The organism is Bacillus australimaris (assembly GCF_001307105.1).
GTDB classification, from domain to species: domain Bacteria; phylum Bacillota; class Bacilli; order Bacillales; family Bacillaceae; genus Bacillus; species Bacillus australimaris.
In genome coordinates, this window is record NZ_LGYN01000012.1 from 397,189 (window position 1) to 414,153 (window position 16,965).

General features: G+C 41.0%; 16 protein-coding genes and 1 other annotated feature. Of the genes, 4 read left to right on the plus strand and 12 right to left on the minus strand.

Annotated features, from left to right (window positions below):
• The first annotated feature begins 20 nt into the window (after positions 1–20).
• Positions 21–1,013 carry a glycosyltransferase family 2 protein gene (locus AKG37_RS08640; protein WP_060698429.1) on the plus strand — a complete coding sequence of 331 codons (993 nt, stop codon included), beginning with the start codon at positions 21–23 and terminating at the stop codon, positions 1,011–1,013.
• A gap of 46 nt (positions 1,014–1,059) precedes the next feature.
• Here the strand turns inward: AKG37_RS08640 and AKG37_RS08645 are convergent, their stop codons facing one another.
• Both AKG37_RS08645 and AKG37_RS08650 read right to left on the minus strand, forming a co-directional pair.
• Positions 1,060–2,409: an amino acid permease gene (locus AKG37_RS08645; RefSeq protein WP_060698430.1), complete on the minus strand. Its 1,350-nt coding sequence runs from the start codon at positions 2,407–2,409 to the stop codon at positions 1,060–1,062.
• Between the two features lie 76 nt (positions 2,410–2,485).
• Positions 2,486–2,710, minus strand: a binding site (T-box leader).
• 87 nt (positions 2,711–2,797) lie between these two features.
• On the minus strand, positions 2,798–3,475 hold the full coding sequence (locus AKG37_RS08650; protein WP_060698431.1) for an NAD(P)H-dependent oxidoreductase: 678 nt from the start codon (positions 3,473–3,475) through the stop codon (positions 2,798–2,800).
• A 226-nt stretch (positions 3,476–3,701) separates the two neighbouring features.
• Between AKG37_RS08650 and AKG37_RS08655 the strand changes: the two genes are divergently transcribed.
• Entirely contained in the window at positions 3,702–4,067 is a 366-nt protein-coding gene (locus AKG37_RS08655; protein WP_060698432.1) for a winged helix-turn-helix transcriptional regulator, read from the plus strand.
• A gap of 10 nt (positions 4,068–4,077) precedes the next feature.
• Here the strand turns inward: AKG37_RS08655 and AKG37_RS08660 are convergent, their stop codons facing one another.
• The 3 genes from AKG37_RS08660 to ctpB all read right to left on the minus strand — a co-directional run bounded on the left by AKG37_RS08660 (position 4,078) and on the right by ctpB (position 7,480).
• Entirely contained in the window at positions 4,078–5,265 is a 1,188-nt protein-coding gene (locus tag AKG37_RS08660) for a PDZ domain-containing protein (RefSeq protein WP_060698433.1), read from the minus strand.
• A 68-nt stretch (positions 5,266–5,333) separates the two neighbouring features.
• Positions 5,334–5,687 (minus strand): swarming motility protein SwrAA, encoded by a 354-nt coding sequence (locus AKG37_RS08665; RefSeq protein WP_007500014.1) that lies wholly within the window; start codon positions 5,685–5,687, stop codon positions 5,334–5,336.
• A 344-nt stretch (positions 5,688–6,031) separates the two neighbouring features.
• Positions 6,032–7,480, minus strand: a complete 1,449-nt coding sequence (gene ctpB / locus AKG37_RS08670) for a carboxy-terminal processing protease CtpB (protein WP_060698434.1) — start codon at positions 7,478–7,480, stop codon at positions 6,032–6,034.
• Between the two features lie 153 nt (positions 7,481–7,633).
• On the opposite strand from ctpB, the gene AKG37_RS08675 reads away from it, so the two are divergent.
• Entirely contained in the window at positions 7,634–8,374 is a 741-nt protein-coding gene (locus AKG37_RS08675) for a sulfite exporter TauE/SafE family protein (RefSeq protein ID WP_060698435.1), read from the plus strand.
• 50 nt (positions 8,375–8,424) lie between these two features.
• Here AKG37_RS08675 and AKG37_RS08680 read toward each other — a convergent pair whose 3' ends face one another.
• From AKG37_RS08680 to AKG37_RS08700, 5 genes are all read right to left on the minus strand, one after another.
• Positions 8,425–9,690: a murein hydrolase activator EnvC family protein gene (locus AKG37_RS08680; protein WP_060698436.1), complete on the minus strand. Its 1,266-nt coding sequence runs from the start codon at positions 9,688–9,690 to the stop codon at positions 8,425–8,427.
• Positions 9,691–9,800: 110 nt separating this feature from the next.
• Positions 9,801–10,691 carry a permease-like cell division protein FtsX gene (gene ftsX / locus AKG37_RS08685; RefSeq protein WP_060698437.1) on the minus strand — a complete coding sequence of 297 codons (891 nt, stop codon included), beginning with the start codon at positions 10,689–10,691 and terminating at the stop codon, positions 9,801–9,803.
• Positions 10,684–11,370: a cell division ATP-binding protein FtsE gene (gene ftsE, locus AKG37_RS08690; RefSeq protein ID WP_060698438.1), complete on the minus strand. Its 687-nt coding sequence runs from the start codon at positions 11,368–11,370 to the stop codon at positions 10,684–10,686. Before ftsE ends, ftsX begins: the two co-directional genes overlap by 8 nt.
• A gap of 381 nt (positions 11,371–11,751) precedes the next feature.
• Positions 11,752–12,081, minus strand: a complete 330-nt coding sequence (gene cccB / locus AKG37_RS08695; RefSeq protein ID WP_060698439.1) for a cytochrome c551 — start codon at positions 12,079–12,081, stop codon at positions 11,752–11,754.
• A 48-nt stretch (positions 12,082–12,129) separates the two neighbouring features.
• Positions 12,130–12,978 carry a YitT family protein gene (locus AKG37_RS08700; protein WP_060698440.1) on the minus strand — a complete coding sequence of 283 codons (849 nt, stop codon included), beginning with the start codon at positions 12,976–12,978 and terminating at the stop codon, positions 12,130–12,132.
• A gap of 188 nt (positions 12,979–13,166) precedes the next feature.
• Here AKG37_RS08700 and AKG37_RS08705 point away from each other — a divergent pair, with 188 nt between their 5' ends.
• Positions 13,167–13,901 carry an alpha/beta family hydrolase gene (locus tag AKG37_RS08705; RefSeq protein WP_060698441.1) on the plus strand — a complete coding sequence of 245 codons (735 nt, stop codon included), beginning with the start codon at positions 13,167–13,169 and terminating at the stop codon, positions 13,899–13,901.
• Positions 13,902–13,907: 6 nt separating this feature from the next.
• On the opposite strand, the gene AKG37_RS08710 is transcribed toward AKG37_RS08705, so the two are convergent.
• Positions 13,908–15,701 carry a M3 family oligoendopeptidase gene (locus AKG37_RS08710; protein WP_060698442.1) on the minus strand — a complete coding sequence of 598 codons (1,794 nt, stop codon included), beginning with the start codon at positions 15,699–15,701 and terminating at the stop codon, positions 13,908–13,910.
• A 123-nt stretch (positions 15,702–15,824) separates the two neighbouring features.
• Positions 15,825–16,926, minus strand: a protein-coding gene (gene prfB, locus AKG37_RS08715) for a peptide chain release factor 2 (RefSeq protein ID WP_098677688.1) whose coding sequence is annotated in 2 segments (ribosomal slippage) — positions 15,825–16,853 and positions 16,855–16,926 — 1,101 coding nt in all. Because the reading frame shifts where the segments join, the coding sequence is not laid out codon by codon here.
• Between the last annotated feature and the right edge of the window lie 39 nt (positions 16,927–16,965).

Sequence of the window (16,965 nt, forward strand, 5' to 3'; positions counted from 1 at the left end):
TATTAAGGAGGGAATGGCTGATGGACAAAAGCATACAATATTCTATTGTGGTTCCAGTCTATAATGAAGAACTTGTGATCCATGAATCCTATCAGCGATTGAAAACCGTCATGGATTCGACGGGAGAAGCATACGAGCTTCTCTTCGTCAATGACGGTAGCATGGATCGAACAGCTGAACTAATTAAAGGGTATTGCCAAAGCGACCCGAATGTCAGACTCATTGATTTTTCTCGTAACTTTGGACACCAAATTGCCATTACAGCTGGGATGGATTATGCAAAGGGAGAAGCTGTCGCCGTGATAGATGCAGACCTACAAGATCCACCTGAATTGATATTAGAGATGATCGCAAAATGGAAGGAAGGCTATGAAGTCGTATACGCGGTGCGAACCAAACGTAAAGGCGAAACGTTTTTCAAAAAGCAAACCGCTTCCCTTTTCTATCGCGTTTTACGTCAAATCACCGAAGTAGATATCCCAATCGACACCGGTGACTTCAGATTAATGGATCGTAAAGTGTGCCATGAAATGAGAAAAATACGAGAAAAAAACCCATTTGTCCGTGGCCTAGTCAGCTGGGTAGGTTTCAAACAAATTGCAGTAGAGTATGTTCGGGATGAACGTCTAGCAGGAGAAACAAAGTACCCGCTCAAAAAGATGCTCAAGCTCTCGATGGATGGAATCACTTCCTTTTCCTATAAACCTTTGAAGCTAGCGAGCATAGCAGGAATTGCCCTTTCCGCTATCGGATTCATTTCTATGTTTCTTGTACTTTACTTAAAGCTTTTTACAAACAGCACCATTACAGGATGGAGTTCATTAATCGTCATACAGCTGTTCTTTAGCGGCATTATCCTTTTTATGCTGGGAATGATTGGAGAGTACATCGGCCGAATCTACGACGAGGCAAAAGATCGTCCGCTATACATTGTAAGAGAGAGTTACGGGCTTCAGTCAAAGCCACAGCCTGTTCAATCTCCTGTTCATTTCAAGCAATACAAGCAGCATTAAAAAAGCGTGTGAGACCTCTTTAAAAGGTCCCGCACGCTTTTTTGTATTAAGCAGCTGTTTCAAATCGCTTTCTGTTGATAAAGAAAGAAAGGGTAATAATGAGGTAAATGCCCATTGTGACCATCGTTTGGATAATCGGAGTTGTTGACACAACGCCGATAAAAATAGCAATGATCGCAATTACCGAAAACCATGTTGTAAAAGGATACAGCTTCACACGATATCCCCCTGGTTCTGCTACGCTTCGAGATTTTAGATGCCCGACCGCAATAATAAACCAGATAAATAAGACCGTATAGCTTAAAGATCCCATTAAATAATTAAAAGTTTGACTTCCTACAAAAAGAGAAATCAATACAGCGGCATACAATGTAGATGTACATACTAGGATCGCTCTAACAGGCACCTGCTGTTTGGATAGCTTTGAGAAGCCCTTCCACACACGTCCATCCATCGCTTGTGTATAAAGCACCCTTGAGGAGGCGTACAGTCCAGAGTTCATTGAAGACAAGATCGCTAGTAAAATGATACCGTTCATGATGTCACTTGCATATGGCACACCAATCGTTGCAAACACCGTAACGAATGGGCTCACTTGCTCATTGTTTACTTGATTCCAAGGAATCAAGCTGACGATGATAAAGAACGGTAGTACATAGAAACCGATGATTCGTACAAATGTACTTTGAATGGCTTTTGGGATGACTTTTTCAGGATTTTTTGTTTCTGCTAATGTGACCCCGATCATCTCAGTCCCGCCATATGAATAGACCACAACAAGCATTGCCGCAATTAAGCCGCCTGTTCCATTCGGGAAAAATCCTCCGTGATCGGTTAAGTTTGATAATCCCGGTGCTGCATGCTGTCCGAATGAGACAAACAGCATAGTTAACCCAATAATAATAAATAAAATAATAACAGCAATTTTAATAGAGGCTAACCAGTACTCTGTCTCTGCAAACATTTTCACCGAACATACATTGATCAATGTCACAACAAGTGAAATGATTAACACAAGTGTCCAAATCGGCACCTGCGGGAACCAGTACTGAATAAAGATCGCAGACACGATCGCTTCTGCTGCAATGTTCAACACCCACATTTTCCAGTATATCCAATCTAAGAAATAGGCCGGATATTTGCCTAACACAGGTTCAATTAAATCACGGAATGTTCTTGCACCAGGTCGTGCGACAGTCATTTCGGCAAGTCCTTGCATAATAAATAATAAAATAAGACCACCAATCATATATGCCAAAATGACAGCAGGACCTGCGATATCAATGGCAGAGCTGCTTCCTTTAAACAGACCAGCACCGATTGCACCGCCAAGTGCGAGCATCATAATATGCCTTGACGTCATTGTTCGTTTTAACTGCACATGTTCCTTTTCCATTTTTCTATAGCTCCTTTAAATTTGAATCTTCAGACAAATATAGGATAAAAGCATATAAAAAGGCCAGTCATCTCCTTGAAGAGACGACTGACCTTGCAACCGCGTTACCACTCTTATTGATACAGCCATAGCTGAATCCAACTTGAAACCCGTTAACGGAGGTCACACGTAAAGACTTACTATTCATTCAGTCTTACCGCTCTTTGAGCGAGTTCAATGATTCGTTTTACTGCGTTGCACCAACCCGCAGCTCTCTTAAAAAACGGATATTCATCTACTATTCTCAAGTCAAAGCGTTTATAGTCAATTTGTATATTCATCAAAGATTTTATTTTTTAAATATACTGACTATCCACGCAATTGTCAACATCCTTTTTCAGACATATCCTTATGAACGAAGCCAAACGGCTACTTCATCCATAGGACGACGCGTTTTGCCGCGCTTTGGCTCAGTGACACGATAACCAAAGGCCGCCATGACAGAGATGTCGTACTGACCATCCTCAAGTAACCCTTCTTCATCTAGAATACGATGAATTTCATCGTAGCTAAATCCTTCGACTGGACATGAATCAATGCCGATTTGTGCAGCGGCTGTCATCATGTTTCCAAGAGCAATATACGTTTGCTTGGAAGCCCAATCAAAGAGCGTACGTTCATTTTCCAACAAATGAAGATCATTCTCTTGGAATTCTTTGTAGCGTTCTTTTACCATCTCAAACGTTTCATCTGTCATTCCTTTGATTTGCTTGTTGATGTATTCCGCATATGCTGAATTATAGCGGGCGTCTGTTCTTGCCAAGATGAGCACAAAGTGGCTGGCAGTTGGAAGCTGCTTTTGCGCTCCCCATGTATATTCTTTTAATTTCTCTCTAAACGCTTCATTTTGAACAACGATGAACTTCCAAGGCTCGAAGCCGACAGAGCTTGGGGAAAGTCTTCCTGTTTCTAAAATGAACGCAAAATCATCCTCTGATATCTTTTTCGTTGGGTCGAACTCTTTTGTCGCATGACGGAACTCATACGCCTCAATGATTTCTTTTTTTAATTGCTCTTTGTCTCGCATTACATTCATCCTTTCTATTGAACAATAAGGGTGTGTTTCATCAATCCAATTTCTTTCCATTCCCATATAGAAATTGTTATGATAAGAAAACAAACAGCCCGAATGTGTGATGTCATATCTCTATGGTAAAAGAAAAGCTTCCAGTGATTCAAGTACGCACATTTTTGTTCGTTAGGTACAATCTTGTTCGTGTACTACCAATTTTTTCATAGAAAGGAGTCTTAAGATGAGTGCACCATCCAATCCAGTCAGCATTGTCAATCATGGGTGTCCCGTTTCAATTACGACGAGTGTCATCGGAGGGAAATGGAAAGGTGTGATCCTTTATCATTTGACTTGCGGTCCAAAACGATACAATGAATTACGCCGGCTTCTGCCAAGAATTTCTCAGCGTGTTCTCACACTGCAATTGCGTGAGCTTGAACAAGATGGCGTTGTTCATAGAGAAGTCTATGAGGAGGTTCCTCCTCGTGTCGAATATTCACTCACTTCCCTTGGAGATACATTAAAGCCTATTATCTTCGCCATGCGTGAATGGGGCGAATCCTATGGAAAAGAAGCTCGTCCCACAGAAAAAAGCTGCCATCTCTAGCAGCTTTTTTTTAAGATGAAATTGCCGTTGGTTCTTGCTGTGGATCATCTTTCACAAACAGAATCCCAAGCTGATGATGCTCTCCTTCGTAAGAAGCGCGTTTTTCAAATCTTGTCTGACCATTTAAGCCAATGATCTCAAGCTTTGTCAGAGCACGGTTGGTTTGAAGAGCTTCGTAAAATTCCGAAACGGTTTTGACTTCAATTCCATTTACCTTCGTAATGACTTCTCCGATCTCAAGCTTTAAATCAGCCGCTGGTGTATTCGGAATAATGCCTAGCACCATTAACCCTTGATTACGCTTAGAGAAGTAGAACGGGGCCGCATTGTCATTGACCCTCTGCTTCCATGAGAGGAAGGCTCTACCGGCAATCGCTATCAATACAGCTCCCCATGCAATTGGCTCAAACCAAATACTTGCAGCGCCTAATAAGGCAACAGCGAGTCCAAGCATGAGAATACGCCGAGCCGTAATTTGAATGCTCACGATTGGCAGTGATCCTTGAATCCGCTGGCCGAAGCCAATGATATATGGAATGACAATCAATGAAAAACTTTGATCATGCACTTGAAGCACCGGCCACCAAGGCAGAGAAGAAGTAAACTCACCTGCCGGCATCAGTAAAACAAGCGGTAAAAGCCACAGACGATTTGCACGCTGCTGACCAATCAAAAGTCCTCTCGCACTCATCACCATTGCAGGCGATGTTCGTAAATGCGCCGTTCGATAGGCTAGGATCCCCTCGGTCATTAATAAAAGACCTAGCAAAATGACAACGGCAGATGCATTCATCATTGAGAGCTGCGGCAGCCATGAATGGCTCACTTGGAAATACAGCAGTCCAAATGCCGCAATAAAACTGAAACCGAGTGTGTATGCAGACGAAAGCGCACTCGCCTTAAAGAATAAAGAGAACACGATGGTCATCGCTGCAATCAGCACAATGAATCCAGGGGGAAGGGCAATCCCTAAGCCTACTGAAATGACGGATAGGCAAATCCCTAGAATCCATCCCTTTGAATATGTAAATTTCAGTTCATCGTATACATCTTCAATTCTTGTTTGAAACGCTTTTCTCTCCCGCTTTATGCGGATGTAGCCATGTAATAGGCTGATTAATATCATGAAATAAAAAAGAGGATGGATTAAAAACAGACCGACCGCTTTTAATCCAGCTCCCATCCACTCCGAGCTCATTATCGTTCACCGCCCAAGTCAAGCATTTTCTCTTATTCTATCAAATAAATCGATGCTTGACATCAGGTTTATTTCTCCTGATTCATCCAAAGTGTCACATTCGACAGTGAAAAATCCTTTAAGTAGTGATTGACATCTACATCTAGTATGCCGCCTAGCAGCTGCATCGATCTCTTGATGTCGGTTAAGTTTATACCAAGTCTCTTATGATTATCCATTAAATAATTGAAGTATATCTCAGCACAGTCTTCATCGATTTCGTCGACTGATTCTACCGTTGTGTAATTGACCAAGTACCTGCTTAACAGCATGAGCAGACTTAATGCCTTTGTAGCGGAAAACGTCACATCTTTCGTACGACTCTTCAGTTCCTCTACTAACTCGTAATATTTTTTCTCTCTCACAATACTTGCCCTTTTCAATTGTGTACCCCCATTTACTAGTTCTTTTAAGAAAAGCGCAAACCTCGGTACAGCTTAATGCTCAAGCTGAATATCCGCAAAAAATAAAATATTTAAAATGAGTGCTACTTTTTATTGTAAGAATTATTTATGTAACATACAACTTTCAAAAGTTTCATTTTCATGACATGTTTAAATCAACAGAAAGTCTCTTATATACATATGTTATCGGGTAAAATCGAAGGAATGTTATGTTTTTTGTAAAATAAATGAATATATTTCTCGATATAATTTATATTTATAAATAAATTATTACATGTTCGTGACACTTATGAACCAAAAAAAAGAGGCAATTATTCGCCTCTTTATTTTTTAAGATATAGTGCTTTTAGTGCAGTCTGCAGTTGAAGGTCATTTTTTTCGTACGATTTCACTTCATCTACCATTTTGTTCATCATTTTTGCTGTTTTCAAATCAATGACACCTGACTTATCGAGATTGTATGTGCTTTGGAAGGCAAGCACGGCCTTTTTTGTTTCTTCATCAAAGTATCCATCTACTCTGCCAGGGTCAAATGATAGACCTTTTAGGAGCGTCTGCGCTTGTCTCACTTCTTCATTGTTCATATCAAGTTGAAGTGGTTCTTTCAGCTGAAGCGGACCTGCCGTAAAGTAATCTGGCTGATGAATGGCAATCGTTGGTACAACACCTTTTTTGTGAATCCAATTGCCTTTTGGCGTGAGCCATTTATACAGCGTTAATTTAATATTACTTCCATCTCCCATCGGAACTGCCTGCTGCACAGTTCCTTTTCCAAAGGAGACATCACCAACAACTTCATACTTTCCGGCTTCTTTCATAGCACCAGCAAGAATTTCAGAAGCGGAAGCACTGCCTTTATCAATTAAGACATTAACAGGGTAAGGCTTTCGTTCTTTTCGTTTTGAAAAATATCGTTTCCGATCGCCATTCCGTTCTGCGATTTGTATATAGGGCTGATCCTTCGTAATAAAATGCTTCAAAATATCTTCCACACTTTGCAGGTAGCCGCCTGGGTTTCCTCTTACATCCAGTACAAGGCCTTCTATGCCCTTTTTCTCGAGCTGTTTCAGGCTTGATGTGAAATCCTTCGCAGTGTCTTCAGAGAAGCTGGAGATCGCAATGTAGCCTGTTTTTTGACCATTTACCTCTTTTACAGAGGAAGTCACTGTTTCAAGCGGGATTTCTTCTCGTTTAATATGGAATGTTAATTCCTTTTCAATGCCATTTCGTTTGATTTTTAAGGCGACAGACGTCCCTTTTTTTCCTCTTATTTTCAGAACAGCATCGTTTAGGCTTTTTTCTTTCATCGTCTCACCATCGATACTGATGATTTCATCTTTCGGCTTAAGACCTGCTTTAGCCGCAGGGGATTTTTTAAAGGCGGAGACAATAATAATTTTTCCCTCATCCATCCCGACTTCTGCCCCGATTCCCTCAAAGGAAGAATCAAGCGAATCCGAAAATTGCTTGGCCGTCTGCTTGTCCATGTATACGGAATACGGATCATTTAACGTCGAAAGCATTCCTTGAATGGCGCCTTCAAGCAGCTTTTGACGATCCACTTCCTCTACATATTCATTTGATATAAGGTCATAGGCTTTCTCGATCTTTTCCATCCCATTCTCTTTCGCCTGATCACTTGATTGAGCTTGTCCAGCCATTGCGGCAGCTGCTTGCGGTGATTCCGCACGAGTTCCCTCTTTATGCGTTATCACCCCTGCACTTATTAATAGAACGACACTTGCCATAATAGATACGATTTGTTTTTTCATATTTGGCCTCCTTCTTCAACTCTTCCTGATGACCTGAGTTATTATATGCCAGAAGAAGGGATTTCATGTAAAGACATTCTCCCGAGAAAGCTTGACGAATCATTTTATTAGGTGTAATTTTTATTTTGTTATGATTGAGAAGGAGTCTTCGCTATGTACATTATATTGACGATGCTTTTATTAGGAATTTTATTAGGTTTTGTAGGAGCCGGCGGGGCTGGATTTGTCATCGCATTGCTTACGTTAATTTTTGATATCCCTATCCATACAGCACTCGGGACGTCATTAGCCGCTATGGCATTTACGACGCTATCAGGTGCATACAGCCACTACCGGGAAGGGAACATTCAGCTGAAGTCTGGTTTGATTGTTGGTGCTTTGGCTTGTATTGCTTCTTTTGCTGGAGCTAAGGTTGCTCCTTTTATTCCCGAAGAAAGTCTGCACTATTTAACAGCCGGGATGCTCTTTTTATCCGCTGTTTTTATGATGATCAAGCTATTTATTCTTAATGAAGAGGCTGAGCAGCAGCCGCTTTCTTCACGTCAATTGATGACAAGGGGCATTATTTTAGGGCTTGTGTCGGGAATGCTGTCAGGTATGTTCGGTATCGGGTCGGCACCATTTATTCAAGTAGGGCTTTTGATTTTACTGAAGCTGTCGATTCGACAAGCGGTTGGCACAACGATGCTTGTTATTATTCCGATTTCCATCGGTGGTGGAATTGGGTATATTTCAGAAGGCTATGTTGATTTTATCTTACTGGTCCAAATTTTAATTGGAACGGTATTAGGCGCATTTATCGGCGCTAAATTCACACGACTTGCACCGAAACCTTTATTGAAATCGGCTGTACTGTTAACACCTATTATTGCCGGTTTACTGCTGTTATTTTAATTTTATCTAGATCAAAAAAAGCCGATAACATGATGTTATCGGCTTTTTGATTAACGGATATATTGTGCTGGATTGACCGCATTTGATTTTGCACCATTCCATAATCCTTTATGAATTTCAAAGTGAAGATGCTGGCCATGCGATTGGCCTGTGTTCCCCATATATCCAAGGAACTGTCCTTGTTTCACTCTCTGTCCTGTGGACACACTTCTTGTCGAAAGGTGGGCATATACCGTTTGATAGGTCTGTCCATTGATATTGTGCGTAATGAACACGACATTTCCATAGCTCGTTGAGTAGCTTGAGTTCGTCACTGTTCCAGATGCTGCTGCGACGACAGATACTGTGCCTCTTGCTGCAATATCTAATCCGTAGTGCTGTCCGCCAGAACGTCCGCCAAAGCCTGATGAGAAACCGCCTGCCGCTGGTTTAATAAAGCCAGAGCTGCTTGCTGGTGTATCAGATACTTGATCTGTGCCGCTGCTAGGAAGTGCAGGTGCATTTTTTTCTGCAGCTGCTTGTTCAGCTTTCTTCGCTTCTTCCTTTTGACGGCGTGCTTCCTCAGACTTCACAGCAGCTTTTTGATTCGCTAGGATTTCTTGTTCATTCTCAAGCTTGCCTAGTTCCTCATGTGCATGATTCTTTTTATCTGTTACATCACCTAAGATATTTTCTTTTTCTTTATGCTTCTTGGATAAATCCTTTTTCAGTGTTTCTAGCTCTTTCAGAGATGTTTCAAGTCCACTTAGCTGATTATTTAGCTCTGCTTCTTTTTGCTCCACCAGCTTTAAATCATTTTCATGTTCTGTAATCATGTCTTTGTCTGCTTCGACAATGGTTGTGACAGCCCCAACACGACTGACAAAATCACTAAAGCTGCGAGCACCTAGCAGCACATCTAAATAGTTGATCGTACCGCCGCTTTTTTGCATAGAACGAATTCGATCTTTGAAAATGGCTTTTCTTTTCTCAATTCGCTCATTGATGACTTGAATGTCTTTTTTTAGTTTCTTGATCTCTTGTTTTGTTTGTTTGACTTCTTTTTCTTTCTCAGCGACTTTTTCAGTTGCAGCACTTACCTTTTGGTCAATCTTTTCAATTTCTTTCTTAAGCTTTGTTTCCTTTTTTTCAAGCTTTGCCAGCTCTGATTTCTTTTTCTTCAATGTTGATTCAGTCTTCGATGTTTTCTCTTCGATCTGTTGACTTTTTTGATCTAGGTCTTCGTATGCGAATGCACGATTCTCGTTCCCTGGAATGTATAGCCACGTTGTTCCTATAAACGCTGCCATTCCAGCCATCATCAGCTTTCTTTTCAAAACGATATTCCCCTCCCATGACAACTGTCGACATGAAGAGTCGACCGGATGATTCGGATCAACCGGTCACATCTTCTATAGAATCCTCGAGTGCTGCCATCAAAATATATTTATACTTTTAAAAATTTACGGATGGACGTTAAGCTTCCCCACACACCAATGATTGCACCGATCAATAGAAGGACCAGTGATACTTGATAGACAAACGGGTTATATGGAAGCATGGAAATAAATGAGCCTTGTACTCTTGGTGCCACCCAGCCCACAACATATTGATACGTGCCCAGCAATAGGCCAATTGGTATAATGGAACCAAATACACCAAGCAGTAATCCTTCAATGAAGAATGGCCAGCGGATAAACCAGTTCGTTGCACCTACCAGTTTCATAATCTCTATTTCTTTACGTCTAGCAAAAATCGTAATTTTGATCGTATTAGAGATTAAGAACATGGCTGTAAATAAAAGCCCAATAATAAGCGCAATACCTACATTACGCGCCACTCCGACCACATTAAAGAGTCGGCTGACCTCTTCTTTTCCATAAGTTACTTTATACGTACCTTTTAGGTTTTCTAACTTCTTCGCTACTTTTGGTGTATCGTGTGGATCAGATGTTTTCACAATAAACGCATCGTTTAATGGATTTTCTTGATCAACGAGTCCCATGGATTGTCCATTTTCACCAAAGCTTTTAATCAGCGCTTTTAGTTCATCATCCTTAGATGAGTACTTAACATCACTGATTTCAGGAATCTTCTCGATTTCTGCTTTTAATTCATCCTGCTGCTGTTGATTCGCCGTTAATTGAATTAATACTTTCACTTCTACTTCTTTTTCAGCGTTCGATGCCATGTTATTCAAGTTGAGCATGATGACAAGAAAAACCCCAACTAAAATCAAGGTGACAGTGACCGCACTAATTGATGCAAATGTCATCCACGTGTTTCTTCCAAGTGAACGGAAGCTCTCACGTAAATGCCGCGAGAGAGTTTTAATCATAAATTCCGTACTCCCCTCTTGCTTCGTCACGCACAATCATTCCATCTTCGATTGCGATAACGCGTTTCTTCATGGTGTTTACAATTTCTTTGTTGTGTGTCGCCATAACGACTGTTGTTCCGCGGTTATTAATCTCTTCAAGCGTCTTCATAATTTCCCATGATGTGTCTGGATCAAGGTTTCCTGTCGGCTCATCTGCAATGACAACCTCAGGACTATTAACAATTGAGCGAGCGATAGACACACGCTGCTGTTCTCCACCAGACAGCTGGTCAGGAAATTGGCGTGCTTTGTGCTTGAGCTGTACCAAATCAAGTACATCAAGTACTTTTTTCTTAATGATTTGAGGCTGTTCTCCAATCACTTCAAGAGCAAATGCCACGTTCTCAAACACCGTAAGTGTTGGAAGCAGTTTGAAATCTTGGAATACTACGCCAATTTCTCTTCTTACGTAAGGAATTTCTTTTTCCTTAATCGAACCTAGATCTTTGTTATTAATTAAAATTTTCCCTTTGGTTGGCTTCTCTTCACGATACATCATTTTGATGAAAGTGGATTTACCAGCGCCACTGGGACCAACAACATACACAAATTCTCCCGGATGGATAGAGACATTGATTCCATTGATCGCCTTTACACCATTAGGATAGATCTTGTAGACTTCCTTCATTTCAATCATGTAATCACCTAATCTTTTCTTATTCGCTGACTAACAGCTTATCATGATGTTTTGACACTTCTCGTCAAAAAACGTTATGTATGGTCACGCACATACCCTTCGATACGTACAAGCAATTTATGTCCTTTTCATCCAAAAAGATGAAAAAAGTCAATCATCTAAATTCCAACAACTCCAATTATACGTCATGAATCGACGCAATGGTATTACATTTATATTTCAAAACTTATAATTAAAAGGTAAATAGAACAGACAAAACCGAAAAACATGTCTTTTTACCCTTATTTTTTAACAAAAATTTAATATATCACAATTTCATACTATCCAAAAGTCTTTTTCTATATATAAAAAACAAAAAACCTTGTCGATTAGACAAAGGTTTTATTTTTTCTCTGCAAGCCATTTTGCCACTTCTTTTGCTTGCTTCTCATCTACCATTCCGCTTGGCATAGAGCCTTTACCGTTCTGTGCAATATCTGCAATTTGACTTTCATTATATTTCTTTCCTACTTCTTTCAGGCTTGGTCCGCCTCCGCCAGATAGGTCTTTCCCATGACAGCCAATACAGTTTTGCTGATAAATTTCCTCACCACTGCTTACAGTTGAAGCACTTTTGCTGCCTTCTTTGTCACTGCTGTTTGAATTTCCTCCACAAGCCGCGAGCACAAGAAGCATCACTGCAAACAGCATTATTAATCCGCTTTTTTTCATCTATTTCCCTCCCTTACAATCATTTGGTCAACGCTATTATATCCTTGTTTACGCCCTTTTAAAACCCTCACCAAGCACCTCTTTTGCATCCATCACAATAACAAATGCTGATGCATCGATTGCTTTCACCACTTGTTTCAACTTTGTGAATTGTGACTGTCCAACGACACACATGAGAATTGGACGGTCGTGATCTGTATATCCTCCGACTGCAGAAATCTTCGTCACTCCACGATCAATTTGATCAAAGACCGCTTGTCTGACCTCATCTTCATGTCCTGTAATGATCATCGCCATTTTCGAATGACTGAAGCCGGCCTGTACCACATCAATCGTTTTACTAGAAATAAACACACCAATGACCGCATACAGCCCCTCTTCGATTCCAAAGACCGTCATCGCAGCTAGAACAATCAATCCGTCCATCATCGCTAAACAAGTGCCTAGCGTGAGTCCTGTGTACTTATTGATGATTTTAGCAGCAAGTGCTGTACCACCTGTAGATCCATTCCCAAGGAACACGATCCCTATTCCGATCCCAATGACCACACCGCCAAAAATGGCTGCTAAGAGCGCTTCATGCGTCACAGGAGCGATATGTCTTGTGACAAACACCATCAAAGGTAAAAAAATCGAACCAACGAGTGTCTTTACTCCAAATGTTCCGCCTAATAAATAAAAGCCAGCGATAAACAGCGGAATATTAAGTCCCCATTGCACATACGCCGCTTCAAAGCCGAATGACTGCATAATGGTACTAATTCCGCTCACACCACCTGCCGCAATCTGATTCGGTAATAATAACGTATTAAATCCAATCGCCACGATGGCTGATCCGATTAAAATAAACAAATAATTTTTCACTTCGATCCAAAATTGAGAATGTCCCTGATTCATGTCTTTCTTCCTCCGTTACTTCTGAATGCACACCTATTTTAAGCCCTCCTAAAGCGATTGTAAATAACAGCCAAATGCAGTGCTAATGGATTAATACTTTATCACACAGACGGATCAGTGTACTTGCCGGTTGGCATAGGAGAAAATGATGGTATATTTAATATGTACATGAGAAAGAAGGGCATGCGATGAAGAAAATACTGAAAATCACAGGGATTACATTACTTGCACTGATCATCTTAGCTTTTGGTGCTTTTTATACATGGAGCCGCTTTACATATGGACCATCAGAAGCATTAAAAAAACGGGTGAACATTGAGCAAGTGGAACATAAAAACAATGTGTATGCATTTGAAGCACCAAAAAGTGATACTGGCATCATTCTCTATCCTGGGGCAAAAGTGGAGCCACTTGCGTATGCCTATATCGGGGACACGCTGATGAAAAAAGGCTATTCTGTCTTTATCCCTGACATGCCATTTTCCTTTGCGATATTTAATCCTAACAAAGCGCAGGACATCATCAAAGATCATCCAACGATCAAACACTGGTATATTGGCGGACATTCGCTTGGCGGGGCAGCTGCCGCTATGTTTGCAGAAAAAAATCGGAGCAAGCTTGATGGACTCTTTTTTCTTGCGTCTTATCCAGCATCAGATGACCTGAAACAATCGTCATTGAACGTACTCTCGATATCAGGTGAAAAGGATGGGCTGGCGACACAAGAGAAAATCAAGAAGTCTAAAACAAATCTGCCATCTCAAACCGTCTATCATGAAATAAAAGGCGGGAATCATGCGCAATTTGGTATGTACGGCAAACAAAAAGGTGATCAGCCTGCGGACATTCCAGCTCTAACACAGCAAAAGGATATCATTCAGACAATGCTTAATTGGTTAAAACCAGCAAAAAAGCTCCCGTAATGGGAGCTATTTTTTCGTCGCTTCTAAAAACTCTTCAGCATCTGCTACAGCCAAACGAATGGCTTCTTCCCAAAATGCTTTTTGGGTCAGATCAACGCCTAAATGCTTATAGGCTAAATCTTCTACTGTCATTGAAGCAGTATCCTTTAATAATGCAATGTATTTCTCTTCAAACGACGTACCAGCCTGCAATGCTTTTGCATAAATGCCTAACGAGAACATGTAGCCAAAGGTATATGGGAAATTATAAAACGGTACACCCGTGATATGGAAATGTAGCTTAGACGCCCAGAAATGCGGATGATATTCATCTAAAGAATCACCGAACGCTTCCTTCTGCGCTTCAACCATCAGTTCATTCAACCGCTCAGCGGGCACTTCACCTTGTTTACGCTCTTCATAGAAGCGCTGTTCAAATAAGAAACGAGATTGAATGTTCATGAAGAATGCCACACTTCGCTGCAGCTTATCCTCTAACAAGCTGAGACGCTCCTCTTCATTTGCTGCTTCTTTTAATGAAGCATCAGCTACAATCATTTCTGCGAATGTCGATGCCGTTTCAGCTACATTCATTGCATATTTCCGATTAAGGATGCGAACATCCTGCATCACTTCCTGATGGAACGAATGACCGAGCTCATGCGCTAGTGTTGCCACATTGGATGGACTTCCTGAGAAGGTCATAAAAATACGTGATTCTCCGCTGTCAGGGAAATTTGTACAAAAGCCTCCTACCCGTTTGTTTGGACGATCCTCAGCCTCTACCCAGCGCTCATTAAAGGCTTTTTCTGTAAAGGCAGCAAGCTCTTTTCCAAATCCAGCGAAATGTTTCACAATAAAAGCAGCCGCTTCTTGATAAGGATAGATTTTGGTCTCACTGCCAATAGGAGCGCCAACATCGAACCAGCTCAGCTTATCCACTCCGAGCATATCAGCTTTTCGGTGTAAGTAATCAATGAATGGCTGCTTATGTTCATCAATCACAGACCACATCGCATCAAGAGTTTCTTGTTTCATACGGCAAATATCAAGCGGTTCTTTTAAAATATGCTCCCAGCCTCTTGCTTCATATACTTGCAGACGAAAGCCAGCCAAATGGTTGAGTGTGCTTGCAAATAGATGTTCATCCTGCGTCCACGCATGCTCTAGGTTGTGATAAACGGCCTTTCTGACTTCACGATCTGAATCATCCATAGCATTTTCCGCTTGCCCTACAGAGATCATCTGCGTTTCACCATTTTGCTCAAATGGAATGGTAATCTTATTCACTAAGCTGGAATAAAGCTCATCCCACGCATGATACCCATCTACGGCTAGCTTTTGAATCAGGGTTTCTTGTTCAATGGGTAATTGATCCTTCACACGCTCTCTGCGTTCATTTAATATGTAGTGAACATCTGAAAAGACTGCTGAATTCATCAGTTCTTCCCATTTGCTTGAAGGAATAGCTGCAAGCGCTTGATCAAACAGTGCAAGGATGGTTCCTAAATCCGCTTCCAGCTTGGCAATCGTACCTCGAAGACTGCCAGCCTTCATATCCTTTGTATTTTGAGATTGTAGACAGGATACAAATGAACCTGCTTGAGACAGTTTTTTAAATGTCGTTTCATACGTATCAAGGACAGATGTTAATTTGCTTTCAATGTGTGTATCTTCTTTTGAAAAGGCATCCACCTTTTGTCGTAATTCATCTAATAGCTGCTGAATGTGTTGCAGGTATGTTTTAAATTCTGGTGAAGAACTGCCGCCTTTAAAAAAGGCATCTAAATCCCACGTTTCTTGTAATGGTGTTAATCCCAAAATATTTCCCCCTTTATTTGCTAATTTCATCATACAAAGGATATAGAATCAGTATGTCGTATGTATTCCTTTATATTCATTATATTTTCTCACAATTAAAAAAACCCGGCAAGAAGCCGAGTTTTATGATAATTTCGAACGTAAATAAGCATCGATAAATGAATCTAAATCTCCATCCATGACCGCTTGAACATTTCCCATCTCCGTATTGGTTCGATGGTCTTTCACAAGAGAATAAGGGTGGAATACATAAGAGCGAATTTGGCTTCCCCAGCCAATTTCTTTCTGTTCTCCTCTAATTTCATCCAATTCTGCCTGCTGTTCTTCGATCCGTTTTTGATAGAGCTTCGATTTCAGCATTTTCATCGCACGTTCTCTGTTTTTGATTTGTGATCTTTCTGTTTGGCACGTCACGACGACATTGGTTGGAATGTGTGTAATACGAACAGCAGAGTCCGTCGTATTGACGTGCTGTCCGCCTGCACCACTTGCACGATACGTATCTACCTTGATGTCCTCTGTGCGAATATCAATATCAATTTCTTCATTGAATTCCGGCATAACATCACAGGAAACGAAGGATGTATGTCTGCGGCCAGATGAATCAAAAGGAGAAATACGGACCAAACGATGGACACCTTTTTCTGCTTTTAAATAACCGTACGCATTATGCCCTTTGATTAGCAATGTCACCGACTTAATTCCTGCTTCATCACCAGGAAGGTAATCAAGTGTTTCAACCTTAAAGCCTCTGCGCTCTGCCCAGCGAGTGTACATTCGCAGAAGCATAGAACCCCAGTCCTGTGACTCAGTACCACCTGCACCTGGGTGAAGCTCAAGAATGGCATTGTTTTTATCATAAGGTTCACTTAACAGAAGCTGCAGTTCAAATTCGTTAAACTGCTTTGTTAAGTTCTTCAGCTCTTTTTCAAGCTCGGCATGAAGTTCCTCGTCATAATCTTCCTTTAATAAGTCATGCGTCATTTGCAGCTCTTCATGCGATTCACTGAGTTCATGATAGGAATTCACAGAATCCTTCAGTGCATTGGCTTCATTGATGACACCTTGTGCCTTTTGCTGATCATTCCAAAAATCAGCCTCTGACATTGTCGCTTCAAGCTCTGCGATTTTGGCTTCTTTTGTTTCTAGGTCAAAGAGACCCCCTAAAATCAGCTAGCCTGCTAGCCATATTTTCAAGCTCTTGTCTAATTTCTACTAATTCCATATCCTTCACCTCATAGATGTATGGGGGCTGACATGAATA

Coding starts and splice junctions, on each gene's coding strand:
- AKG37_RS08640 (WP_060698429.1), top strand. CDS start 21: ATGGACAAAAGCATACAATATTCTATTGTGGTTCCAGTCTATAATGAA.
- AKG37_RS08645 (WP_060698430.1), bottom strand. CDS start 2,409: ATGGAAAAGGAACATGTGCAGTTAAAACGAACAATGACGTCAAGGCAT.
- AKG37_RS08650 (WP_060698431.1), bottom strand. CDS start 3,475: ATGCGAGACAAAGAGCAATTAAAAAAAGAAATCATTGAGGCGTATGAG.
- AKG37_RS08655 (WP_060698432.1), top strand. CDS start 3,702: ATGAGTGCACCATCCAATCCAGTCAGCATTGTCAATCATGGGTGTCCC.
- AKG37_RS08660 (WP_060698433.1), bottom strand. CDS start 5,265: ATGAGCTCGGAGTGGATGGGAGCTGGATTAAAAGCGGTCGGTCTGTTT.
- ctpB (WP_060698434.1), bottom strand. CDS start 7,480: ATGAAAAAACAAATCGTATCTATTATGGCAAGTGTCGTTCTATTAATA.
- AKG37_RS08675 (WP_060698435.1), top strand. CDS start 7,634: ATGTACATTATATTGACGATGCTTTTATTAGGAATTTTATTAGGTTTT.
- ftsX (WP_060698437.1), bottom strand. CDS start 10,691: ATGATTAAAACTCTCTCGCGGCATTTACGTGAGAGCTTCCGTTCACTT.
- ftsE (WP_060698438.1), bottom strand. CDS start 11,370: ATGATTGAAATGAAGGAAGTCTACAAGATCTATCCTAATGGTGTAAAG.
- cccB (WP_060698439.1), bottom strand. CDS start 12,081: ATGAAAAAAAGCGGATTAATAATGCTGTTTGCAGTGATGCTTCTTGTG.
- AKG37_RS08700 (WP_060698440.1), bottom strand. CDS start 12,978: ATGAATCAGGGACATTCTCAATTTTGGATCGAAGTGAAAAATTATTTG.
- AKG37_RS08705 (WP_060698441.1), top strand. CDS start 13,167: ATGAAGAAAATACTGAAAATCACAGGGATTACATTACTTGCACTGATC.